At 72.6% G+C, this 20,804-nt stretch carries 21 protein-coding genes and 1 riboswitch; of the genes, 11 read left to right on the plus strand and 10 right to left on the minus strand.

Annotated features, from left to right (window positions below; all coding sequences use genetic code 11):
- Window positions 1–203: 203 nt before the first annotated feature.
- Entirely contained in the window at window positions 204–1,400 is a 1,197-nt protein-coding gene (rodA, locus tag ACIQU6_RS06740; RefSeq protein ID WP_403480542.1) for a rod shape-determining protein RodA, read from the plus strand.
- Window positions 1,401–1,478: 78 nt separating this feature from the next.
- On the opposite strand, the gene ACIQU6_RS06745 is transcribed toward rodA, so the two are convergent.
- Window positions 1,479–1,922 (minus strand): hypothetical protein, encoded by a 444-nt coding sequence (locus ACIQU6_RS06745; RefSeq protein ID WP_403480543.1) that lies wholly within the window; start codon window positions 1,920–1,922, stop codon window positions 1,479–1,481.
- A gap of 604 nt (window positions 1,923–2,526) precedes the next feature.
- Here ACIQU6_RS06745 and ACIQU6_RS06750 point away from each other — a divergent pair.
- Window positions 2,527–3,288 carry a GNAT family N-acetyltransferase gene (locus ACIQU6_RS06750; protein WP_403480544.1) on the plus strand — a complete coding sequence of 254 codons (762 nt, stop codon included), beginning with the start codon at window positions 2,527–2,529 and terminating at the stop codon, window positions 3,286–3,288.
- A 31-nt stretch (window positions 3,289–3,319) separates the two neighbouring features.
- On the opposite strand, the gene ACIQU6_RS06755 is transcribed toward ACIQU6_RS06750, so the two are convergent.
- Complete coding sequence (locus ACIQU6_RS06755; RefSeq protein WP_403480545.1) at window positions 3,320–4,054, minus strand: DUF4389 domain-containing protein; 735 nt, start codon at window positions 4,052–4,054, stop codon at window positions 3,320–3,322.
- 183 nt (window positions 4,055–4,237) lie between these two features.
- The gene (locus ACIQU6_RS06760) at window positions 4,238–5,686 is read right to left on the minus strand and encodes a glutamate decarboxylase (RefSeq protein WP_403480546.1); all 1,449 of its coding nucleotides are present in this window, start codon (window positions 5,684–5,686) and stop codon (window positions 4,238–4,240) included.
- Between the two features lie 513 nt (window positions 5,687–6,199).
- Here ACIQU6_RS06760 and ACIQU6_RS06765 point away from each other — a divergent pair.
- Window positions 6,200–7,240 carry an alcohol dehydrogenase catalytic domain-containing protein gene (locus ACIQU6_RS06765; protein WP_403480547.1) on the plus strand — a complete coding sequence of 347 codons (1,041 nt, stop codon included), beginning with the start codon at window positions 6,200–6,202 and terminating at the stop codon, window positions 7,238–7,240.
- A 54-nt stretch (window positions 7,241–7,294) separates the two neighbouring features.
- Here ACIQU6_RS06765 and ACIQU6_RS06770 read toward each other — a convergent pair whose 3' ends face one another.
- Window positions 7,295–8,251, minus strand: a complete 957-nt coding sequence (locus tag ACIQU6_RS06770) for a GlxA family transcriptional regulator (RefSeq protein ID WP_403480548.1) — start codon at window positions 8,249–8,251, stop codon at window positions 7,295–7,297.
- A 196-nt stretch (window positions 8,252–8,447) separates the two neighbouring features.
- Here ACIQU6_RS06770 and ACIQU6_RS06775 point away from each other — a divergent pair, with 196 nt between their 5' ends.
- From ACIQU6_RS06775 to ACIQU6_RS06790, 4 genes are all read left to right on the plus strand, one after another.
- Entirely contained in the window at window positions 8,448–8,738 is a 291-nt protein-coding gene (locus tag ACIQU6_RS06775) for a cupin domain-containing protein (RefSeq protein ID WP_403480660.1), read from the plus strand.
- Window positions 8,739–9,228: 490 nt separating this feature from the next.
- A complete protein-coding gene (locus tag ACIQU6_RS06780) occupies window positions 9,229–10,290 on the plus strand; it encodes an ATP-binding cassette domain-containing protein (RefSeq protein ID WP_403480549.1) in 1,062 nt (353 codons plus the stop codon).
- Window positions 10,287–11,087, plus strand: a complete 801-nt coding sequence (locus ACIQU6_RS06785; protein WP_403480550.1) for an ABC transporter permease — start codon at window positions 10,287–10,289, stop codon at window positions 11,085–11,087. The genes ACIQU6_RS06780 and ACIQU6_RS06785 overlap by 4 nt, the downstream gene beginning before the upstream one ends.
- 54 nt (window positions 11,088–11,141) lie before the next feature.
- Window positions 11,142–12,431 (plus strand): cytochrome P450, encoded by a 1,290-nt coding sequence (locus tag ACIQU6_RS06790; protein ID WP_403480551.1) that lies wholly within the window; start codon window positions 11,142–11,144, stop codon window positions 12,429–12,431.
- A 129-nt stretch (window positions 12,432–12,560) separates the two neighbouring features.
- On the opposite strand, the gene ACIQU6_RS06795 is transcribed toward ACIQU6_RS06790, so the two are convergent.
- Together ACIQU6_RS06795 and ACIQU6_RS06800 are read right to left on the minus strand one after the other, a co-directional pair.
- Window positions 12,561–13,073, minus strand: a complete 513-nt coding sequence (locus ACIQU6_RS06795; protein ID WP_403480552.1) for a GNAT family N-acetyltransferase — start codon at window positions 13,071–13,073, stop codon at window positions 12,561–12,563.
- A gap of 148 nt (window positions 13,074–13,221) precedes the next feature.
- Complete coding sequence (locus tag ACIQU6_RS06800) at window positions 13,222–14,634, minus strand: DUF5685 family protein (RefSeq protein ID WP_403480553.1); 1,413 nt, start codon at window positions 14,632–14,634, stop codon at window positions 13,222–13,224.
- Between the two features lie 258 nt (window positions 14,635–14,892).
- On the opposite strand from ACIQU6_RS06800, the gene ACIQU6_RS06805 reads away from it, so the two are divergent.
- Entirely contained in the window at window positions 14,893–15,315 is a 423-nt protein-coding gene (locus ACIQU6_RS06805; RefSeq protein WP_403480554.1) for a hypothetical protein, read from the plus strand.
- Between the two features lie 7 nt (window positions 15,316–15,322).
- Here the strand turns inward: ACIQU6_RS06805 and ACIQU6_RS06810 are convergent, their stop codons facing one another.
- Together ACIQU6_RS06810 and ACIQU6_RS06815 are read right to left on the minus strand one after the other, a co-directional pair.
- Complete coding sequence (locus ACIQU6_RS06810) at window positions 15,323–16,189, minus strand: bifunctional 5,10-methylenetetrahydrofolate dehydrogenase/5,10-methenyltetrahydrofolate cyclohydrolase (RefSeq protein WP_403480555.1); 867 nt, start codon at window positions 16,187–16,189, stop codon at window positions 15,323–15,325.
- A 27-nt stretch (window positions 16,190–16,216) separates the two neighbouring features.
- A riboswitch (ZMP/ZTP riboswitch) is annotated at window positions 16,217–16,304 on the minus strand.
- 53 nt (window positions 16,305–16,357) lie between these two features.
- Window positions 16,358–17,356, minus strand: coding sequence for a hypothetical protein (locus tag ACIQU6_RS06815; RefSeq protein ID WP_403480556.1), 999 nt, complete (start codon window positions 17,354–17,356; stop codon window positions 16,358–16,360).
- 174 nt (window positions 17,357–17,530) lie between these two features.
- Between ACIQU6_RS06815 and ACIQU6_RS06820 the strand changes: the two genes are divergently transcribed.
- Window positions 17,531–17,929 (plus strand): hypothetical protein, encoded by a 399-nt coding sequence (locus tag ACIQU6_RS06820; RefSeq protein WP_403480557.1) that lies wholly within the window; start codon window positions 17,531–17,533, stop codon window positions 17,927–17,929.
- Between the two features lie 77 nt (window positions 17,930–18,006).
- Here the strand turns inward: ACIQU6_RS06820 and ACIQU6_RS06825 are convergent, their stop codons facing one another.
- Both ACIQU6_RS06825 and ACIQU6_RS06830 read right to left on the minus strand, forming a co-directional pair.
- The gene (locus ACIQU6_RS06825; RefSeq protein WP_403480558.1) at window positions 18,007–18,423 is read right to left on the minus strand and encodes a hypothetical protein; all 417 of its coding nucleotides are present in this window, start codon (window positions 18,421–18,423) and stop codon (window positions 18,007–18,009) included.
- A gap of 153 nt (window positions 18,424–18,576) precedes the next feature.
- Window positions 18,577–19,209 (minus strand): TetR family transcriptional regulator, encoded by a 633-nt coding sequence (locus ACIQU6_RS06830; RefSeq protein ID WP_403480559.1) that lies wholly within the window; start codon window positions 19,207–19,209, stop codon window positions 18,577–18,579.
- Window positions 19,210–19,351: 142 nt separating this feature from the next.
- On the opposite strand from ACIQU6_RS06830, the gene ACIQU6_RS06835 reads away from it, so the two are divergent.
- Both ACIQU6_RS06835 and ACIQU6_RS06840 read left to right on the plus strand, forming a co-directional pair.
- Window positions 19,352–20,542 (plus strand): cytochrome P450, encoded by a 1,191-nt coding sequence (locus tag ACIQU6_RS06835; protein WP_403480560.1) that lies wholly within the window; start codon window positions 19,352–19,354, stop codon window positions 20,540–20,542.
- 4 nt (window positions 20,543–20,546) lie between these two features.
- Window positions 20,547–20,765: a ferredoxin gene (locus tag ACIQU6_RS06840; RefSeq protein WP_383411815.1), complete on the plus strand. Its 219-nt coding sequence runs from the start codon at window positions 20,547–20,549 to the stop codon at window positions 20,763–20,765.
- Window positions 20,766–20,804 lie beyond the last annotated feature (39 nt).

The following is a 20,804-nucleotide window of genomic DNA, read 5'->3' on the forward strand; positions in this document are numbered from 1 at the left end:
TCGCGCCGTAGTCGCGAGACGCCCAACACCACGGAATTTACCGGGATTTACCCCCTGTTAAGCCCGGCTTCCCGCCGCCCCGAGGAGCGCACCGCGCGGCCACCCGCCGCCGAATGCACCGACACACCGCATGCTTTCGTAGTTGCGCAAATAAGCGGAGTAGTGTCTGGCTGTCGTGGCTGCGTCCGGACAGGAGGCCAAGGTTGAGCGCCATCAGCTTTCCCGTGCGCGGGACCACCCGCGCCAAGTCGGTCTGGGGCAGAATCCTCGGCCGGGGATCCCTGGTCCGCCGGCTCGACTGGATGCTGTTCGGCGCGGCGTTCGCGCTCTCCGCGATCGGCGCGCTGCTGGTCTTCTCCGCGACCCGCGGCCGGATGGAACTCAACCAGGGCGACCCGTACTTCTTCGTGCTGCGGCACCTCATCAACACCGGCATCGGCCTCGCCCTGGGGGCGCTGACCCTCTGGTACGGCCACCGCCGCCTGCGCGACACCGCGGCCATCCTCTACGTGGTGACGGTGCTGCTGGTGGCGCTGGTGCTGACGCCGGTCGGGGCGACCATCAACGGCTCCCGGCGGTGGATCGTGATCGGCGGCGGAATGTCCATCCAGCCCGCCGAGTTCGTCAAGGTCGCGATCATCATCGCGATGGCGGTGGCGCTCACCTCGCGGGTGGACGCCGGCGATCTCTCCCAGCCGGACCAACGGGGCATCATCCGGGCCCTCGCCCTGGGCGGGGTCCCGGCGGCGCTGATCATGCTCACCCCGGACCTCGGGCAGGTGCTGGGCATCGCGGCGATCGTGCTGTGCATGCTGATGGCCGCGGGCGCGCCCAAGCGGTGGGTGCTGGGCCTGCTGGGGATCGGCGTGGTCGACTGCCTGGCGGTCTGGCAGTTCCACCTGCTGGACCAGTACCAGATCAACCGGTTCGCCGCGTTCGCCGATCCGGCGCTCGACCCCTCGGGCGTCGGCTACAACACCAGCCAGGCGCGGATCGCGATCGGTGCGGGCGGGCTCACCGGCTCCGGGCTCTTCCGCGGGGCCCAGACCAACGGCCAGTTCGTGCCGGAGCAGCAGACCGACTTCGTCTTCTCGGTCGCCGGTGAGGAACTGGGCTTCATCGGCGCGAGCCTGATCATCGCCCTCATCGGGGTGGTGCTGTGGCGGGCCTGCCGCATCGCGCGGCAGTGCCCGGACCTGTACGGCACGGTCGTCGCCACCGGCATCGTGGGCTGGATGGCCTTCCAGGCCTTCGAGAACATCGGGATGAACCTCGGCATCATGCCGGTCACCGGGCTGCCACTGCCCTTCGTCAGTTACGGCGGATCGTCGATGTTCGCGGGCTGGGTCGCGATCGGACTGCTGCAGTCGATAAAGGCACAGCGGGTGATGTCGGCCTGAGCCGCCGCGCCACGGCCCCGGCGGGTGTGGAACCCGCCGGGGCCGACCCGTGCCACCCGCTCCCCCGCCGGCGGGCGGCTACTCGGCCGCGAACAGGGCCCGAAGATGACTGCCGTTGGCGACCACGAGGACGCCGAGCAGCGCGAGCCCGCAGACGCCCTGCTCCAGCTTCAGCCACAGCGGGAACGGACCGGGGACCGCGACGATGACGGCTATCGCCACCACCATCACCGCGGAGACGATCCGCAGCCTGCGGTAGGCGCCCCGGGAACCGCGGGCCGCCCGGACGACGAAGGTGAACGACAGCAGGGCGCTGGCGACGACGATGCCGACCCGGACCCAGACCGCTTCGTTGACGACGGTCGCGTCGCCGCGGAGCACGAAGAGGGCCGCCAGGGTGAGCACGCTGAGCGCGAGGTAGCCGCCGATCAGCAGCTTCATTCCGTGCAGGGCCTTGCGGCTGCGCGGTTCCCGCAGCGCTTCGGCGGGAACCGCGGCGGGGCGCGGGCTCCGGGCGTTCATGATGGTCGTCCCTTCTGCTTCCTCGGAGGGGCGACCGCGCCCCTCCGAACGGTCCCCACCAGCATCTCGGCACCCCGCCGGCCGTTCATCGACCGCTCGGACGACTCCCAACCCCCGTTGTCTCAGGGCCCGGTGAGGACCAACCCCTACGGGCGCCCCCGTCGCGTCTCGGGGTTGTCTCCTAGGGGCCGAGGTGGGCCCCGCCGCCATCCGCCGGTTCTACGACCGCGGTTCGTACCGGATCGGGGCCGACCGCCCCGCCCCGGACCGGGCCGGGCCGGTCGTCCTTCCCCGCCTGGGACCTTCGCCCCTTCACCCGGTACCGTTCGGCGCTGTCGGACCGGGCCGTGAACGGGCACGAACGGCCTGGTGGGAGCGCGTTCCGGGCGGTCCCGAGGCGGTTTCGGGGAGCAGATTTGCCCCGGGCCGGGGGCGGTGTGCGACAGTTGGCCCCTCCGGTCGACCGGGCGTTTCGCCATGGGCGGCGGCGGTCGCCGGATCTCTTGATATCCCCCATCCCAGAACGACGGCTCCGGCACGTGCCCTGCGCGCATCCGGCCCGCCCACCTGCCCATTTCCCCGAGCGATTCCTTCCCAGAGAGCGATGCAGGCGACGACCCTTCTTCCCCGGAACCCGGATCTGTTCACCCAGGGCCTGGAGCGGCAGTCCGGCTCCGCGCTGCTGCGCTTCGGCGCCGCGCGGCCGCGACCGGCCGGTCGGATCAACTGGTCCGGTGACGGTGCGGTGGCGTGGCTCGACGAGCCGCGCGGCCATGTGTGGAGCGTCGGCGAACCGGCCGCCGCGGCCGGCCTCGTCCTCCGCGCGGCCCACCAACTCCCCGACACCGTACGGGAGTTCACAGGCCCACGGGGCGTCGAAGAGCTGCTCGGCCGGCATCTGCCGGTGACCGACCGGATCCCCTGGGTCTTCCGGTGGACGCTCGACGAGCCGCCGGTCCACCCGACGGAGGAGCGGGTGGTCATGCTCGACGAGACGCACCACGACGAGCTGCTCGCCTTCCTCAACGTGCACAGCCCGGACCACTCGACCGGGCCCGGCTCCGCCGACGTCAGCCTCTGGGTCGGGATCCGCGGCGCGGCCGGGCACCTGGTGGCCTGCGGCGCCCTGAGCAGCCTGCGGGACAACGGCGCCCCGCTGATGGCGTCGGTCGCCACCGACGCGGCCGAGCGCGGCCAGGGGCTCGGCGCGGCCCTGACCTCGTGGCTGACCCGGTACGCGGTCCGCCGCTACGGCTTCTGCACCCTGTGGCAGTTGGCCGACAACGCCCCCGCCGAGCGGCTCTACACCCGCCTCGGCTACCGCAACGAGGACCCCTGCGTGGCCGCACGGCTCATCGGCCGCTGACCGCGCGGCTCATGGGACCGTCACCGCCCGCTCAGTGGGCGGTGACCGCTGGGGTGGGACCGTGGTGCGCCCCGTGCCGGAGGCGGTCCCGCAGTCGGCCGGCGCGGCGACCGGTGGTCTCCGGCCGGAGCGGCGGGCAGGCGTCGGTCAGGAAGAACGTGTAGGCCAGGACCTGGAGCACCCAGCGGTCGAACGCGAGCAGGGTGGTGAACTGGCGCCGCGGGTAGTGCCCGGTCCACAGCAGCACGGCGGCGGGCGAGGTGAGGACCAGTACCACCACGGCGGCCAGCGCCAGCAAGGCCGACAGCCCGCCGATCCACCACACCAGTCGGAACGCCAGGCCGAAGAGCACCAGCCCGACGAGTTGCGGGAGCGCCCGCAGCCGTGACACCAGGAGCGCCGGCCCGCGGGGCAGGTGTTCCGGGCGGTCGATGTGGAGGCGTGCCGGGTAGTCGGGCACGGCCCCCAGGCTGAAGGGCGGGTAGCGGTCGGTGGCCAGCGCCCCGTACGAGTAGAAGACCACCCGCCAGGCCCAGCGGAGCGCGCCGGTGGTGAAGGCGAACAGCACGCGCGGGTAGCGCCCGGTGACGAGCAGCGCCGGCAGCGCCAGGGTGGTGGCGAGCAGGAAGCCGAGGGCCAGGGCGGTCAGCAGGACGTGGTGCGGCGCCAGGAGCAGCCATTTCACCGCCCAGAGCCAGCGCGACAGCGGTTCGTCCAGCTCCGCCTCCACGCGGACCGGACGGTACTCCGTCGTCATCGTCGCCATGACCGTGCGTCCCTTCCGTCACGGTGCCCGGCACAGCCGGAGGGCTCCCGAGGGCGCCCCTCTCCTCCAGCGTGACCGACCCCGGCCCGTTTGGACAGGCCCTTCGGGCGGCCCGCGCACGGCGAGCGCACGACCGGTCGCGCCCCCGGCCCACTCCCACGGGCCGGGGGCGCGACCCGGAAGTCAGTCGCGGACCGTCTGCTCCGGGATGGCCGGGCGGGCGGACTGCTTGGGCTCCGCGCCGTGGGCGAAGCCGCTGGCGTCGTCGGCGTCGCGGTGCGGGCGCTGCTGGGCCTGGAGGCGCGGCAGGACCCGGCGGAGGTCTTCGAGGAACAGGTCGCCGAGGTCGTGCCCGAAGCCGTTGCGGACGACGACGCGCAGGGCGGCGAGGTCGGTGCGGTTGGCGGGGAAGGTGTAGGCGGGCACCTGCCAGCCGCGTTCCCGGAGGGCGGCGGAGACGTCGAAGACGGTGAAGTTGGTGACGTCGTCGCTGACCCGGAAGGCGAAGACGGGCAGTTCGCTGCCGTCGGTGAGGAGGGTGAACGGGCCCATCTCGGCGACCTCGGCGGCGACCCGGGTGGCCACGTCCCGGCTGGTCTGCTGGACGGCGCGGTAGCCCTCGAAGCCCAGGCGCAGGAAGTTGTAGTACTGGGCGATGACTTGGGCTCCGGGCCGGGAGAAGTTCAGCGCGAAGGTCGGCATGTCGCCGCCGAGGTAGTTGACGTGGAAGATCAGGTCCTCGGGGAGGGCGTCGGCGTCCCGCCACAGCGCCCAGCCGACACCGGGCATCACCAGGCCGTACTTGTGGCCGGAGGTGTTGATGGAGGCGACCCGCGGGAGCCGGAAGTCCCAGACCAGCTCGGGGTCGAGGAACGGGGCGATCATCGCGCCGGAGGCGCCGTCCACGTGCACCGGCACGTCGATGCCGGTGCTCTCCTGGAAGTCGTCGAGGGCCGCGGCGAGTTCGGCGACCGGCTCGTAGGCGCCGTCGAAGGTGGAGCCGAGGACCGCGACGACGCCGATGGTGTTCTCGTCGCAGAGCTTGACGGCCTCCTCCGGGGAGATGATGAAGCGGTCGCCCTCCATGGGGACGTAGCGCGGCTCGACCTCCCAGTAGTTGGCGAACTTCTCCCAGCAGATCTGGACGTTGATGCCCATGACCATGTTGGGGCGCTCGGTGGACTTGCCCTCGGCGCGCCGGCGCTGCTGCCAGCGGCGCTTGAGCGCCAGCCCGGCGAGCATCGCCGCCTCGCTGGAGCCGGTGGTGGAACAGCCCACCGCGGCATGGGAGTCGGGGGCGTGCCACAGGTCGGCGAGCATGTGCACGCAGCGCGACTCGATCTCGGCGGTCTGCGGGTACTCGTCCTTGTCGATCATGTTCTTCTCGGCGCACTCGGCCATCAGCCGCTGGGCCTGCGGCTCGGCCCAGGTACTGACGAACGTGGCGAGGTTCAGCCGGGCGTTGCCGTCCAACATCAGCTCGTCGTGGACGATCTGGTACGCGGTGTCCGGCTCCATGCCGTCGGCCGGCAGCTCGTACCGGGGGACGTGGAGCGGCTGCCGGCTGAAGACCGGGTTGACGGTGAGATTGCGGCTGGCGTCGCGGTGCTGGTGCGGGCGCTTCAGTGGCATGGAGCATGTCCTTCTCTGGTACGTGCCGGACCGTGCGGCGGACGGTCCGGTCGACCCTCCCGCCCGGCCGGGCCGTTCCGCGCGGCGGCCAGGTTAACGGCTGTCTCTGTGCGGGGGGCGTGGGGTTGCGATATCGGGGCGCGTGAGGGGAGCGCTTCCGGACGGATGCGGCGTTCTGGGTGGATACGAGCCGCACCCACACCCGCCGTAACCGCCGCCCTACGGACCGGAATCGCGCCCCCCGGGTCAACTCCCCCGCTCGGCGCGCGTGATCGGCCCGGAGCTGCTGTGCTGGTGGCAGGAGGCCGTTGCACCGTTGCCCCAGTGCGCAGCAGGGCCGGCAGGTGGCCGGGCCGACGGCACGCGGCAGGCACGCAGGGAAGCCGGGACGGCACCGCCCCGGAGCGAGAACGGCCGGAACGCGGCGCGGCGGCACGCGACGCGGGTCCACGGCACGCGGGATCCGGCGCACCGCGCGCCCGCGCCGGCAGTGGGCAGGCGGGAGAGATCCAGATGAGCAGCTACCGAGTCGCGCAGGTCGGCGCCGTCGGCGCGCCCTTCGAGATCGTCGAGCGTGAGGTGCCGCGGCCGGGACCGGGGCACGTCCGGATCGACGTGGACGCCTGCGGGATCTGTCACAGCGATGCGATGTTCGTCGGCGGCGCGCTGCCGGGCGTCCGGTTCCCGCTGGTCACCGGCCATGAGATCGCCGGGCGGATCGCGGAGGTCGGCGAGCACGCGGACAGCCGGTGGCAGGTCGGCGACCGGGTCGCGGTGGGCTGGTTCGGCGGTAGCTGCCACCACTGCACGCCCTGCCGGGAGGGCGACTTCATCGTGTGCGAGCAACTGAAGGTGCCGGGCTGGGCCTACGACGGCGGGTTCGGCGAGGCGGTGATCGCACCGGCCGACGCGCTGGCCCGGATACCCGAAGGACTGGCGGCGGCCGACGCCGGACCGATGGCCTGCGCGGGCGTGACCACGTACAACGGGCTGCGGCGCAGCCCGGCCCGGCCCGGCGATCTGGTCGCCGTGCTGGGCCTCGGCGGCCTGGGGCACCTCGGTGTGCGGTTCGCGGCCGCGATGGGTTTCGAGACGGTGGCGATCGCCCGCGGCGCCGACAAGGCGGACTTCGCCAAGCAACTCGGCGCGCACCACTACGTCGACAGCACGGCGGGCACCCCCGTGGCGGAAGCGCTCCAATCCCTCGGCGGCGCCCGGGTGGTGCTGGCCACGGCCGCCAACTCCGCCGCCATCTCCGCGACCGTGGACGGCCTGGCGCACCGCGGCGAACTGGTGGTCATCGGCGCGGACGTCGAACCGCTGACCATCTCCCCGGCCCAACTCCTCATGCAGGGCCGGGTGGTCCGCGGCCACCCGTCGGGCACCGCCCAGGACGTCCAGGACACCATGGAGTTCTGCGTCCTCCAGGGCATCCGCCCGATGATCGAGACGATGCCGCTGGACCACGCCAACGAGGCGTACGGCAAGATGCTCGCCGGGACGGCCCGGTTCCGGATGGTGCTCACACACACGGAGGCCGGTCGGGCGCGCTGAGGCGGAGGACGGCCGCGTCGGGGGCCGTTGCGTTCCGGAGCCGCGCGCCCGGCGTCACGCCCCCGCGCGAAATGCCCGCCGGTAGGCGCCCGGTGTCGTGCCGAGCGCCCGCAGGAAGCGCCTGCGGAGGTTGGTCGCCGACGAGAGGCCGACCCGGCGGGCGACGGCCTCCAGGGGGAGGTCGGTGGACTCCAGCAACTCCCGGGAGGCGGCGATCCGTTGGGCGAGCAGCCACTGGCCGGGGCTCGCGCCCAGTTGGTCGGCGAAGCGACGGGCGAGCGTACGGGCCGACACACCCTCGTGCGCGGCCAGTTCGTCGACCGTGAGGGAGGCGTCGAGCCGCGCGGTGGCCCACTCCAGGAGGGGCGCCAACGAACCGTCCAACTGGACGGGGTGCGGCGGCGCCGCGAACTGGAGCTGGCCGCCCTCGCGGTGCGGCGGCATGACCATGCTCCGGGCGACCTGCGCGGCATAGCCGGCGCCGTGGTCGGCGCGGACCAGATGGAGGCACAGATCGACACCGGCCCCGGCACCGGCGCTGGTGGCGATGTCCCCGTGGTCCACGTAGAGCACGTCCGGGTCCACCTGAACGGCCGGGAAAATTCCGGCCAGTTGGCCGGCACGCGCCCAGTGGGTGGTCGCCCTTCGCCCGTCCAGCAGCCCGGCGTGCGCCAGCGCGAACGAACCGGTGCAGATGCTCGCCATCCGCGCCCCGCGCGCGTGCGCCCGGCGGAGCGCTCGGACAACGGCCGATGAGGGCGCGACCTCGGGCGGCAGCCACCCCGGAATGACGACGGTGTCCGCCCGGTCGAGCGCGGCCAGCCCGTGCGTCACGAGCATGTCGTACCCGGCGAGCGTGGGCACCGGCCCCGGTTCCTCCGCGCACACCTCGAAGGCGTACCGCACCGCGACCCCGTGCCGCTCGACCCCGAAGACCTCGGCCACACAGCTCAGTTCGAAGGTCGACTGCGGCGGGTGGACCAGCGCGACGACACGGTGCACGGCAGTCATGACAGGAAAGTACCGCAGGATGTCTTTTCTGACACTCGGCCGATCGACCCCGCCCCGCGAGGCTGTGCCCATGACGACGAACCACTCCACGCAAGGGCTGCCCGGCCGCGGAACGACCGCGAAGAAGACGACGTCGGACGACACGACGGCGAGCGGGAACACCGGTGGCCAAGCGGCCGGTTACGCGTGGGCCGCCGTGGCGGACGCGCCGGTCCGCCAGTTGTTCCCCGGCATCCGGCTGCGCTCGCTGTGGAGCGGGGAGAACGGCGCCACGGCCCACGTCCTGGAGATGGCCCCGGGATCGCACTGGGAGGGCGTGGACGTCCACGAGCCGGGCCCCGAGGAGGTGTTCGTGGTCTCGGGCGTCTTCAACGACGGCGAACGGGACTATCCGGCCGGCTCGTTCCTCCACGCCCCCGCCGGCTCCTCGCACGTCCCGCAGACGTCGACGGGCTGCACGCTGTTCGTCTTCTACCCGGAGGGATAGCGCGCCCGCCGCACGGCACCCCTCACCCACCAGCCGCCGCCCGAGCTCCTGCCGCTCGGGCGGCGGCGTCGTCATGGCCGCCCGTAGCCGCCCCTGTCCGCCGCGAACGCGGCATCCGCGCAGCATGACACCACCACTGACACCATCACTGGCACCACTCTCGGCGCCACCCCTGCTGCCCCAATTTTCCGCTACACAACGGCCACACCGCGTCACCGAAGCCCCTCCAACACCCGCCCCACCTGCCATGGAGCCCAACCCGCACCCCCTACCTGACGCCACCCCGACACACGCACGACGCCACCCATCTCCACGTGGCGCCAAACATGTGCCATCATGGCGTCACGCACCTCGCGGGGATCGGCGGCATCGGCATCCATCACGCCTGCGCCCCGCCAACTGCCGCAGCAGTGACAGCACTTCACGAGCGCCACCCCACGCACCAACACGCACCCACCCGCACACCCACCCCGAGAACGGACCTGCCGTTATGACTCGTAGGAACGGGGCGACCCGGGCGACCACCGCCCCCACCGCGACCCCAGCCACCCCTCCCCGCCCCACGGCGATCTCGGCCACCGGCCTGACCAAGTCCTACGGGGACAAGCTGGTCCTCGACGGCATCGACCTGGACATCCCCGAGGGCACGATCTTCGCCCTGCTCGGCCCCAACGGCGCCGGCAAGACCACCACCGTCCAGATCCTCTCCACCCTCATCCCCGCCTCCGCCGGCCAGGTGCGCGTGGCGGGCCACGACGTGGCCCGCGACCCCGATGCCGTGCGCACCGCGATCGGCGTCACCGGCCAGTTCGCGGCGCTGGACAACCTCCTCAACGCCCGGGAGAACCTCCTCCTGATGGCGGACCTGCACCACCTCGACCGCCGCGAGGGCCGCCGGCGCGCCACCGAACTGCTGCGCCGCTTCGACCTCACCGACGCGGCCACCAAGCCCGTCGCCACCTACTCGGGCGGTATGCGGCGCAAGTTGGACCTCGCCATGACCCTGGTCGGCACCCCGCGCATCATCTTCCTCGACGAGCCGACCACCGGACTCGATCCGCGCAGCCGGCGCACGATGTGGGAGATCATCCGCAGCCTGGTCGCCGACGACGGCGTCACCATCTTCCTGACCACGCAGTATCTGGAGGAGGCCGACCAACTCGCCGACCGGATCGCCGTCCTGGACCAGGGCAGGCTGGTCGCGGAAGGCACCGCGGACGCCCTCAAGCGCCGCATTCCCGGCGGCCACATCCGCCTCCGGTTCGCCGACGCGCGGGCCCTGGAAGCGGCCGCCGCCCTCTTCGACGCCGTCACGCCGGACCATGACGCGCTCACGCTCCAGATCCCCGGCGACGACAGCCTCCCCGCCGTGCGCGCCGTCCTCGACGCCCTGGACGCCGCCTCGGTCCCGGCCGAGGCCCTCACCGTGCACACCCCCGACCTCGACGACGTCTTCCTCGCCCTCACCGGCCGATCCCAGCACGGACAACAGCCGCCGCACCCGTCTCACTCACCCCAGTCGCCCAACGCCCCGATGGAGAACGCCCGATGAGCACCCCCACCTACGCGCTGCGCGACTCGATGACGATGCTGCGGCGCAACCTCAAGCACGCGCGGCGCTACCCCGCCATGACGGTCTCGGTCGTCGCCATGCCGATCCTGATGTTGCTGCTCTTCGTCTACGTCCTCGGCGGGGCGCTCGGCCACGGCATCGGCGTACCGGGGGCGACCAACGGCCGTGCCGGGTACGTCAATTACGTCGCACCGGGCATCATCCTGATGGCCGCGACGTCCGGCGCCATCGCCACCGCGGTGTCCGTGTGCACCGACATGACCGAGGGGATCATCAACCGCTTCCGCACCATGGCGATCTCCCGCGGCTCGATTCTCACCGGGCACGTGGTCGGTAGCGTCATCCAGACCATGGTCAGCCTCACCCTGGTCATCGGGGTCGCGCTGGCCGTCGGCTTCCGACCGCACGCCACCCTCCTCGGCTGGGTCGCCGCGATCGGCCTGCTCGCCCTGCTCGCCTTCGGCCTCACCTGGCTGTCGGCCGCGATGGGCCTGGTCGCCAAGACCGTCGAATCGGCGAGCAACGCGCCGATGCCGCTCACCCTCCTGCCCTTCCTGGGCAGCGCGTTCGTCCCGCCGGAGTCGATGCCGGTCGGCATCCGCTGGTTCGCCGAGTACCAGCCCTTCACCCCGATCAACGAGACCCTGCGGGGCCTGCTGATGGGCACGCCGATCGGCGGCAGCGCGCTGGCAGCCGCCGCCTGGTGCGTCGGCCTCGCCCTGGCCGGCTACCTCTGGGCCCGCGCGGTCTTCCGCCGCAATGCCACCCAGCGCTGACCCCAACGGCCCCACAACCCAGCAACCCAACACAGCAAAGGACTTACGCATCCCATGCAGAACGAATCCTCGACACCCGCCCCGTCCACCTCACCCATACTGCCCTCAACCCCCGTCACATCGAAGGCCGTTGAGCCCACGCACCCCGAACCCGAGCCGCTCGCCGGGCTGCCGGTCACCCGCCCCAAGGGGTGCCCCTTCGACCCGCCCGCCGAACTGGCGGAGCTCCGCGCGGAACAACCGCTGCGCCGGATGCGTTACCCAGACGGCCACGTCGGCTGGCTGGCCACCGGCTACTCCGTCGCCCGCGCGGTCGCCGCCGACCCCCGCTTCAGCTCGCGCTACGAGCTGATGCACACCCCCTTCCCGGGCACCGAGGGCATCACCTTGCCGCCGGCCCCGGTCGGCGACCTCACCGGCATCGACCCGCCCCACCACACCCGCTACCGTCGCATCCTCATGGGCAAGTTCACGGTCCGCCGGATGCGCGAACTGACCGCGCGGACGGAGCAGATCACCACCGAGCACCTCGACGCCATGGAGCGCCGGGGCCCGACGGTGGACCTGGTGACGGCGTTCGCCCACCCGCTGCCGGCGCTGATGATCTGCGAGTTGCTCGGGGTGCCCTACGCCGAGCGCGCCCGCTTCCAACAGCACGTCACCGCCCTGTCCGACACGGGGGTGACGATGGAGGACCGGTTCGCCGCCTGGGACGCGCTCCAGGAGATCATCCGGGAGCTGGTGCTGGCCAAGCGCGCCCGGCCCACCGACGACCTGCTCAGCGATCTGACCGGCAGCGATCTCACCGACGAGGAACTCTCCGGCGTGGGCGCCTTCCTCCTGGCCGCGGGGCTGGACACCACCTCGAACATGATCGCGCTGGGCACGTTCGCCCTGTTGTCCCACCCGGAGCAGGCCGCCGCCCTCCGCGCCGAACCGGACCTCGCCGACCAGGCGGTGGAGGAGCTGATGCGGTACCTCACCATCGCCCACACCGGGGTGCGGGCGGCCCTGGAGGACGTCGAGCTGGACGGCCGGTTGATCAGGACCGGGGAGTCGGTCACCGTCTCGCTCCAGGCCGCCAACCGCGACCCGGCCCGCTTCCCCGACCCCGACCGCCTCGACCTACGCCGCAGGGCCACCGGCCAACTGTCCTTCGGCCACGGCATCCACCAGTGCCTGGGCCAACAACTGGCCCGCGTGGAGATGCGGGCGGCCTTCCCCGCGCTCCTCACCCGCTTCCCGACGCTGCGCCTGGCCGTCCCGCCGGAGGAGGTGCCGCTGCGCACGGACCCGACCATGCACGGGGTGCAGAGCCTCCCCGTCACCTGGGACGCGGCATAGCCCCGGCCCGCCCCCGGATACCGGGTGTGCCCACCGCAGCCCTACGGGCGGGGGCACACCCTGGGCATGTCGGGCGCGCTCCCGCTCCCCAACGGCCCTTCGGATGCCGTCACATGCCCGCAGACGTCCTCAGACACCGAAGGGCGCCGCGTAGCGGATCACTCCGCTCGGCACGGGGCGGGACGCGTCCAGGGCGAGAGCCATCAGCGCCTCGTCGGGGGCCTCGAACGGGGCCCGGATGCCGAAGCGCGAGGCGGGCACGAAGCCGAACCGGGGGTAGTAGTCGGGATGGCCGAGGACCACCACCAGGTGCTCGCCCTTGTCCCGGGCGGCATCGAGCGCGGCGCGGATGGCCGCCGTTCCGGCGCCCCGGCGCTGATGCGCCGGCAGCACCGCGCACGGGGCCAGGGCCAGGGCCGGCCGGTCGTCGATGTGGCAGCGGGTGAGCAGGGCGTGCCCGGCGAGGCTGCCGTCGGGTGCCTGGGACACCAGCGAGAGGCCGTCGATCCAGGCGTCGCGGTCCGCGCGCAGGGCGTCGACCAGATCCGCTTCCTCGGCGGTGGGGAACGCGGCGAGGTTGATCCCGCGGACCGCGGCGACGTCCTCGGGCCTCTCGGGGCGGGTGGTCCAGGTGGTGCTCATGGGGTTTCCGTTCTCGCGTGGATGCGGGAACCGGGCAAAGAATCGATCCCGGTCAGCGCAGCAGCCGCCGACGCTAACACCCTCGCCACCGGCCCCACCAAGGATTTTCCCGCCGGCACTCCGCCAGCCCACCCGTCACGGCGCTCGCTCAGCAGCCGCAGTCACAGTCACAGCAATCGCAGCTGTCACAACAGTTGCAACAGTCACAGCAACCGCTGCAGTCGGCGTTGCCGCAGTCACAGCAGTCGCAGGCGTGGACGCAGCCCTCGCGCTTCTTGCCCGACCACGGCCCCTCGAACTCCGAGGCGCAGCACGCCTTGCAGGTGCAGCACAGCCCGACGGCGAGCGCGCAGCCGGCCCAGAAGCCCCGGGGCTTCTTCGGCCCCCGCGGAACGTGCGGCGGCTGCCAGCCGCCACCGCCACCCGGGCCTCCCGAACCGCCCCCGTAGCCACCGCCATGCCCGCCGGGCGGGACGGGCCCCCCGCCGGCCGGCGCCTGCGGGTGGTTCAGGTTCTGTTGCCCCCCGTTCCCGTAAGGATTCCCGTAAGGGTTCCCCGCACCGCTCCCGTACGGGCCCTGACCATACGGGTTGTCGCCATACGGATCGCTGCCATACGGGCCGTTGCCGTACGGGCCGTTGCCATGCGGAGTCCCGCCCTGGCCGTCGTACGGACCCGGTGCCCCGTGCCCCTGGTGGGAGCAGGTCGAGCTGCCGAAGGCGCGGTCCACCGAGCGGCGCAGCTCGTGCGCCAGCAGCACATGCACCAGGGTCGGGTCGGTGAACTCCACGTCGCGCAGGGCGAGTCGGATGCCGTGCAGCGCGTCGTCACACAGGCGACGGGCCTCGGCCAGTCCGGCGCCGGTGGCGGTGATCGGGTTCCAGGCGCCCTCGGCGGCGTCCGCGGCCCGGTCCTCCACCGCGTCGAGGAGGTGGGCGAGCCGGCCGAAGAGCCGGCCGGCCTCGGCCAGCGGCGCGGCGTTCCCGGACCGCCCGGCCAATACCGCGGTGTGCGCGAAGGCCGCGGCGGTGGCGGTCTCGGTCGGTTCGGTGATCGCGGTCAGCGGCGTGCCGGGCCCGGCCAACCGCTCGATGCCCACTTGGCGGTCGACCGCGTCGACGAGGACGGCGGTGTCGAAACCGAGCGTCGCACCGGTGCGCGCGCCGGCGCGGTCCCACCCCGCGGCGACCCGGCGGGCCGCGGCGGCCATCGGACGGCGGCGCAGCATCCCGTTACCGTCGGCGACGTGGTCGCGGATCTTCGCCGAGGCGAGGACGAGGGAGACCGACGCCGCGAGCCGCGCGCCCTCCCCCTGGGCGACCGAGGCGGTGCGCATGCCGCGCAACGGGCAGGGACCGGCGGTGCGCCGCCGGAGGTCCGCCCGCCCGGACTGGGCGTCGGTGAGCACCGACACGATCAGTCCGTCGTAGTTGGTGACGACCCGGGCGAATTGCCCGTGGTCGGCGCGCAACGCCAGGCAGAGGCCGCAGAGATGGGCCATCCACTCCGTTTTCAGTCCCTGGGACAGTCGATGCGCGCAGGGCCTGACGATTCCGAACATGTAAGAACAACCCCCGCGTGACATGAGCATGGGCAGGCAACCGCGGCTGGGAATGCTACCCACCACCCTCGTGACCTGCGCACACGCCCCACGCGCCGGACACCACCCCGGTCAGCTCCCCCGAGCCTCCCGTTCACTCGATCTGCTGATACCGCCGCCCCATCCCCGATGGGAACATGACCGCGCCGCGGTGCGAGCGGCCGGGTCGCGGCGGGGTCGCCAGTCAACCCGCAGTCTTCTCCCGGACTTTGGAGAGCCATGAAGGCGATGAGGTACCTGGCCGCGTTGGGCGTCGCGGGTGCGGCGCTGGGGGCCGGCGCGGTCTCGGTCGCGGCTCCGGTCGGCCCGGGGGCGGCCTCGGCGACCCACAGCGTCGTGCTCACGGGCCGGGACAACGGCCGGACGCTGACCGTGCGTTCCGGGGACGTGGTCGAGGTCCGGCTCACCGGCGAGCGCGGGCCCGGCACCACGTTCGCCTGGAGCGTGCCGGCGTCGAGCGCCACCGCCGTGCTCAAGCGGACGGCGGCGGGCACGACGCCGACCGGCGGTGCCGCCGCGCGGTTCGTCGCGACCGGGCAGGGCACCGCCGCCCTCACCGCACAGCGGACCTGTCACGCCTCCCCCGGCCACGTCTGCCCGCACGTGGTGCTGCCCTGGAGGGCCACGGCCCGGGTGGGGTGAACGGGCCTCAGACCCTGGCCAGTTGGCGGGTCGCCGCGTCCACGGTCTGGGTGAGGAGAGTGGCGATGGTCATCGGACCGACGCCGCCGGGCACGGGGGTGATCAGGTCGGCGACCGCGGCGGCCGACGCGAAGTCGACGTCGCCGACGTTGCCGGGGTTGTAGCCGGCGTCGATGACGACGGCACCGGGCTTGAGCTGGTCGCCGCGCAGGAACCCGGCCCGGCCCACCGCGGCGATCAGCACATCGGCCTCCCTGGTGAGGCCGGTGAGGTCGACGGTGCGGGAGTGGCAGTAGGTGACGGTGGCGTTGCGACCGAGCAGCAGCATGCCGACCGGCTTGCCGAGGATGGCGCTGCGGCCGACGACCACGGCGTGCCTGCCGGCCAGTTCGACGCCGTAGTGGTCCAGCAGGCGGACGATGCCGCCGGGCGTGCAGGAGGCGAAGCCGTCCATGCCGAGGCTCATCGCGGCGAAGGAGTGGGCGGTGACGCCGTCGACGTCCTTCTCGGGGGCGATGGCCTCGAAGGCCGCGCGCTCGTCGATGTGCGGGCCGACCGGATGCTGGAGCAGGATGCCGTGCACGCCGGGGTCGGCGGAGAGTTCGCCGAGGGTGTCGACGAGCGCGGCGGTGGTGGTGTCGGCCGGCAGCGCGACGTGCCGCGACTCGATGCCGGCCTTGGCGCAGCGGTCGCGCTTCATCCGGACGTAGGTGACCGACGCGGGGTCGTCGCCCACGAGGACGGTGGCCAGACAAGGGGCTTGGCCGGTGCCCGCGGTGAGTTCCGCGGCGCGGGCGGCGGCCTCCTCGACCATGCGGCGGGCGAGCGCGCTGCCGTCCATCAGGCGGGCGGTGGGGGACGTGGTCTGCGACATGGCGCCTCCTGAGCGTCGTACGTCGTACGGGATCGCCCAGGCGCACGGCATTGGCCGGTCAGGCCGAGCCGCTCCCCGGTGGTACTCCACCCAAGCGCCAGTCACGGCTCGCGCCCCACTGTAGGCGATGGCCCGGAGAAGGCCCATGGGTGGTGCCGCCCGCCGCGGTCATGGGGATTGCTGGCCTGGACTGGAGGTGTAGGGCGCGGTGGTGGCCTCCCATTGGCTGAGGATGCCGTCCCAGTCGTGCTGGGCGACGGTCATGGCGCTGGGGTCCCAGGTGGGGGCGGAGGCGAGTCCGGGTTGGGGTGACCAGGTGGCGGCGTCGGGTGGGGACCAGGAGGCGTAGGCGTCCTGTGTGGCGGCCCATGGGGTGGGGTGGGCGGCAGACGCCCAGGTGGTGTGCGGCTCGTAGGGCGGCGCGGGCGCTTGGGGTTCGGCGCGGGGGAAGTGGCCGGGATCGGAGGGGGCGGCGGGTTGGCCGTCGGTCATCCGGCGGTGCCGGCCGATGCGGTCGGTGGGCGCGGAACGGGAGGTGCTGGATTCCGCGGCGAGTTGGTGGGCCCGGGCGTTCAGGATGGTGACGTCCAGGCCCAGTTCGGTGGCGAGCGCGGTCAAGTCGGCACCGGTGTGGTGACTGTGGACCAGGACCGCGTCCAACGCCGGCGACCAGCCGGGCTCGCTGACGGGTGCCCCGACCGGCGCGGACGCGAGGTGGGGTGACGGGGCGGGGCGGGGCGGGACGCGGGTGGCGGCGGGTTCGGGCGGGGGCGCCGGGGCGGGGGCCGGGGGCACGGGAGCGGCGGCGCGGGGCCGGCCCGGTGGGGTCGGGATACCGACCGCGGGTGGCGAGGTGGGGCGGGCCGGTTCGGGGCGGACCGCGGCGCGGCGTTCCCGGGCGGACTCGTCGAGCAGGCTCTTGGCCACCGCCCGGGCGTCCTCCTTCCCGACCGTGCGACGGGCCAGGCGCACCTCGCGGGTGTCGAGCCCGAGCAGGTCGGCGACCACCTCGTCGCTGCCCACGGTCACCGCGAAGGCCGCCAGGGTCCGTGAGCGGCGGGCCTCGGCCTCGTCGAGGAGTCCCTGCGTCCGGCGGACCTCGTCATCGCTGATGCAAAACGCCTGGGCGAGTACCGCGTGGCGCTCCCACAACTCCCTCGGTTCCATGTCTGCGACAACGCTTTTTGGCCGTTCTTGGACCGGTTCTCCACCGGAGATCACTGTAAGAGGTGATATTCCCTGCATCACGCGCAGCGCTTTGGGATGTTATGAGACGAAGCACGGAGGCCGAACGGGGGTGCGCGCAGTGACCGTTCAACGGAACGAATCGTTTCAACGACCATGAGTGCTCCGACTTCCGTCACGGTCGCCGGCCACGGCCGGACCTCGTTCGTCCCCCGCCCCGCGGGGGACCGGCACGCTCCCCTCAGCACAGAGGCGGTGCGCGCATCGCCGCGGATCAACGCCGAAGTCATCCGACAGACGCCGGTCTACGCGGGGTTGTTGAAGACCTATTTGGAGCGGTCGGCGACGGTGCCCGGTGTCGCCGACCCGGAGTGGCAGCGACTGGTGTCCTACCGGGCGCTGATGGAGGAGACCGAGATCGCGCTCAACGCACTGCGGCCGCACCGGGCGCCGGACGTGCTGCCGGCGCGTCACCCCCTGCCCGTCGCGCCCGGCGGTTACGGACGCGAACTGACGTCGGCGTACGGGGCGTTGAGGCCGGTCGCCCACCCCTGAGGCCCACCCCTCCCCGCACATGCGCGTGGGCCCGGGTACCGGACCCGGGCCCACGGAGGTGCGAGGCGACGCGACGGTCAGAGGAGCCCGAGGAAGCCCATACCGAAGAGCCCGCCGCGGCCCAGGCCGGGGCGCTTGAGCTCCTCGTTCCCCCGCTCGTCGCCCTCATCGTGACGGCGGGAGTCGTCCCGGCGACCGACCTCGTCGTCCCCGCGACCGACCTCGTCGTCCCCGCGACCGAAGCCGCCGTCGTCGTCATAGCGGCGGTTCTCGCCGGTGCGGCCGAAACCGTCGTCGTAGCGCCCGCGCCCATGCTGGCCATGCTTCCCACGCCGACCTTCCTGGCCGTGAGACACGTGGCACCGGCTGTGCGCGGTGCATCGCGCGGACTGCGCGTTGCTGGGAGCCGCGGTCGCGACCCCCGCCGTCGGGACCGTCAGGGCCGCCGCGGCGAGGCCCGCCACCGCGAGCCCGCGAGGAATCGAACGAAGCATTGTTCCACCTTTGCTCGACTGGGCAGAAAACAGACATTCTCCTGCAAGCGCGACAATAATTGGCTTATACGACTAGATGTGGCGACCCGCCGGAGAATCACCGGAACGCACCACGAACCGGGGCGCGCCTCGCGCAACGGTGGGCGTCCGGTCTCACTCGGCCGGCGGCAGGTCCTCCATCAGGGTCCCCAGCGCCCGCCCCACGAGTTGGACGACGACATCCGGATCGGCGCCGGCCAGCGGCTGCTTGCCGACCACCACCCGCATCAGGCCGATGCCCAGCAACCAGGACAGCGCCAGATCGCCGCGCAGCGCGCCGTCGTCGGCGCGGGAGAGCGTGGCGAGCACCTCGGCGTACTCGTCGCCGAGCCCGCGGAGCGCCTCGGCGATCTCGTCGCTCCCGCCGATGGAGCGCAGGCAGACCTCCAGCGACCGGTCGTTGCCCGGGCCGCCGCCCTCGGCGAGCATGCCGCGCAGCGCGACCTCGAAGAGCCGCTCCGCCGGGGTGGTGCGCAACTGCTCATGGCCGCCGCGCGCCATCACCTCGCCGAACAGGGCCTTCTTGGAGCCGAAGTAGCGGAACAACAGGGCCTGGTTGACGCCGGCGCGGGAGGCGATGTCGCGCACCGTGGCGCGTTCGTAGCCGCGTTCGGCGAAGAGTTCGGAGGCGGCGTCGAGCAGCAGCAGCCGGGTGCCGCGGGCGCTCCGGCGGGGTTCGGCGGGGCCCGGACCCGGTGGGCTCCCCCCGGCCTCCTGCGTCGCCTCCTCCTGCGTGGCCTCCCTCATGGACACTCCCCTTTCCGTCGGTTTACCGGTTGGCCGCCGCGGTCCGTCGCGACGGCCAAGACGCCGTGCGCAATTCATCGTTGACCACCTCGCGCGCGCGTCCTACGGTATGTAAGCAGGTGCTTACACGAGGGAGGTCACCGTGACCACAGCCGACACAGCACCCCTTGCCTACCCCTTCAACATCGCCGAGAGCCTTGATCTTTCGGCGGAATACGAACACGCGCGCAGCCGCGAGGGCCTGCTGAAGGTCCAGATGACATACGGCGAGCCGGCCTGGCTCGTCACGCGGTACGCCGAGGCCCGATTCGTCCTCGGCGACCAGCGGTTCAGTCGGGCCGAGGGCGAACGGCACGACGAGCCCCGGCAGTCCGAGGGGAGCCGCAGCGGCGGGATCCTCAGCATGGACCCACCGGACCACACCCGACTGCGGACCCTGGTGGCGAAGGCGTTCACCGTCCGCCAGGTGGAGAAGCTCCGGCCGCAGGTCAAGGAGTTAACCCGGGAACTCCTCGACGAGTTGGAGGCCGCCGGGCCGCCGGTGGACCTCGTCGACCGGTACGCGCTGCCGATCCCGGTGGCCGTCATCTGCCGGCTGCTCGGGGTGCCGACCGAGGACCGGCCGCAGTTCCGGGTGTGGAGCGACGCCGCACTGTCGACGAGTTCGCTGACCGCCGCGGAGTTCGACGCCAACCGCGAGGAACTCCGCGCGTACATGCGGAAGTTGATCGAGCAGCACCGGAAGGAACCGCAGGACGACCTGATGACCGCGCTGATCGACGCGCGGGACGTCAACGACCGGCTCTCCGAGCTGGAACTGATCGATCTGTGCGTGGGCATCCTGGTCGCCGGGCACGAGACCACCGCCACCCAGATCCCCAACTTCGTGCTGGCGCTGCTGGACCACCCCGAGCAACTGGCCCTGTTGCGGGAGCAGCCCGAGCTGGTCGGGGGCGCCGTCGAGGAGCTGCTGCGGTTCGTCCCGTTGGGCAGCGGGGCGGGGCAGCCCCGCTACGCCCTGGAGGACATCGAGGTCGGGGGCACGCTGGTGCGGGCCGGCGAGCCGGTCCTGGTGGCGGTGGGCTCGGCCAACCGCGATGCGCTGCGGTTCGACGCACCGGGGAAGTTGGACATCCGGCGCGCCGGGAACCAACACCTCGGTTTCGGCCATGGTGTTCACCACTGCCTGGGCGCGCCGCTGGCCCGGTTGGAGCTCCAGGAGGCGATCTCGGCACTGATCACCCGGTTCCCGGGGCTGCAGGTGGCCGGGGACGTTCAGTGGAAGACCGAGATGCTGGTGCGCGGTCCGCGCGTCCTGCCGGTGGGGTGGTGACGCGATGGCGTGGAAGGTCGAGATCGACCCGGGGCTGTGCATCGCCTCGGGCTCCTGCCCGGCGATCGCCCCGGACCTGTTCGTGCTGGACGGGCCGCATGCCAGAGCCGTGCGGGACGAGGTCGCGGAGGACGAGCGGGCGCTGGACGCGGCCGATGTCTGTCCGGCGATGGCGATCACTGTGCGGGACGGTTCCGGGCAGGTGATCGGGCCCCGACCGTAGGGGTACGAGGGCAGTTGGCGGGGCGCGGCCGGGGGCCGC

Source organism: Streptomyces sp. NPDC090442 (assembly GCF_044769405.1).
Lineage (GTDB): Bacteria > Actinomycetota > Actinomycetes > Streptomycetales > Streptomycetaceae > Streptomyces.

What these genes read in the sequence shown, in the direction of transcription:
- ACIQU6_RS06780 (WP_403480549.1), top strand. Translation starts at nt 9,229, where the DNA reads ATGACTCGTAGGAACGGGGCGACCCGGGCGACCACCGCCCCCACCGCG.
- ACIQU6_RS06750 (WP_403480544.1), top strand. Translation starts at nt 2,527, where the DNA reads ATGCAGGCGACGACCCTTCTTCCCCGGAACCCGGATCTGTTCACCCAG.
- ACIQU6_RS06800 (WP_403480553.1), bottom strand. Translation starts at nt 14,634, where the DNA reads ATGTTCGGAATCGTCAGGCCCTGCGCGCATCGACTGTCCCAGGGACTG.
- ACIQU6_RS06770 (WP_403480548.1), bottom strand. Translation starts at nt 8,251, where the DNA reads ATGACTGCCGTGCACCGTGTCGTCGCGCTGGTCCACCCGCCGCAGTCG.
- ACIQU6_RS06825 (WP_403480558.1), bottom strand. Translation starts at nt 18,423, where the DNA reads ATGCTTCGTTCGATTCCTCGCGGGCTCGCGGTGGCGGGCCTCGCCGCG.
- ACIQU6_RS06795 (WP_403480552.1), bottom strand. Translation starts at nt 13,073, where the DNA reads ATGAGCACCACCTGGACCACCCGCCCCGAGAGGCCCGAGGACGTCGCC.
- ACIQU6_RS06790 (WP_403480551.1), top strand. Translation starts at nt 11,142, where the DNA reads ATGCAGAACGAATCCTCGACACCCGCCCCGTCCACCTCACCCATACTG.
- ACIQU6_RS06830 (WP_403480559.1), bottom strand. Translation starts at nt 19,209, where the DNA reads ATGAGGGAGGCCACGCAGGAGGAGGCGACGCAGGAGGCCGGGGGGAGC.
- ACIQU6_RS06755 (WP_403480545.1), bottom strand. Translation starts at nt 4,054, where the DNA reads ATGGCGACGATGACGACGGAGTACCGTCCGGTCCGCGTGGAGGCGGAG.
- ACIQU6_RS06760 (WP_403480546.1), bottom strand. Translation starts at nt 5,686, where the DNA reads ATGCCACTGAAGCGCCCGCACCAGCACCGCGACGCCAGCCGCAATCTC.
- ACIQU6_RS06820 (WP_403480557.1), top strand. Translation starts at nt 17,531, where the DNA reads ATGAGTGCTCCGACTTCCGTCACGGTCGCCGGCCACGGCCGGACCTCG.
- ACIQU6_RS06840 (WP_383411815.1), top strand. Translation starts at nt 20,547, where the DNA reads ATGGCGTGGAAGGTCGAGATCGACCCGGGGCTGTGCATCGCCTCGGGC.
- ACIQU6_RS06785 (WP_403480550.1), top strand. Translation starts at nt 10,287, where the DNA reads ATGAGCACCCCCACCTACGCGCTGCGCGACTCGATGACGATGCTGCGG.
- ACIQU6_RS06815 (WP_403480556.1), bottom strand. Translation starts at nt 17,356, where the DNA reads ATGGAACCGAGGGAGTTGTGGGAGCGCCACGCGGTACTCGCCCAGGCG.
- ACIQU6_RS06810 (WP_403480555.1), bottom strand. Translation starts at nt 16,189, where the DNA reads ATGTCGCAGACCACGTCCCCCACCGCCCGCCTGATGGACGGCAGCGCG.
- ACIQU6_RS06765 (WP_403480547.1), top strand. Translation starts at nt 6,200, where the DNA reads ATGAGCAGCTACCGAGTCGCGCAGGTCGGCGCCGTCGGCGCGCCCTTC.
- ACIQU6_RS06805 (WP_403480554.1), top strand. Translation starts at nt 14,893, where the DNA reads ATGAAGGCGATGAGGTACCTGGCCGCGTTGGGCGTCGCGGGTGCGGCG.
- ACIQU6_RS06745 (WP_403480543.1), bottom strand. Translation starts at nt 1,922, where the DNA reads ATGAACGCCCGGAGCCCGCGCCCCGCCGCGGTTCCCGCCGAAGCGCTG.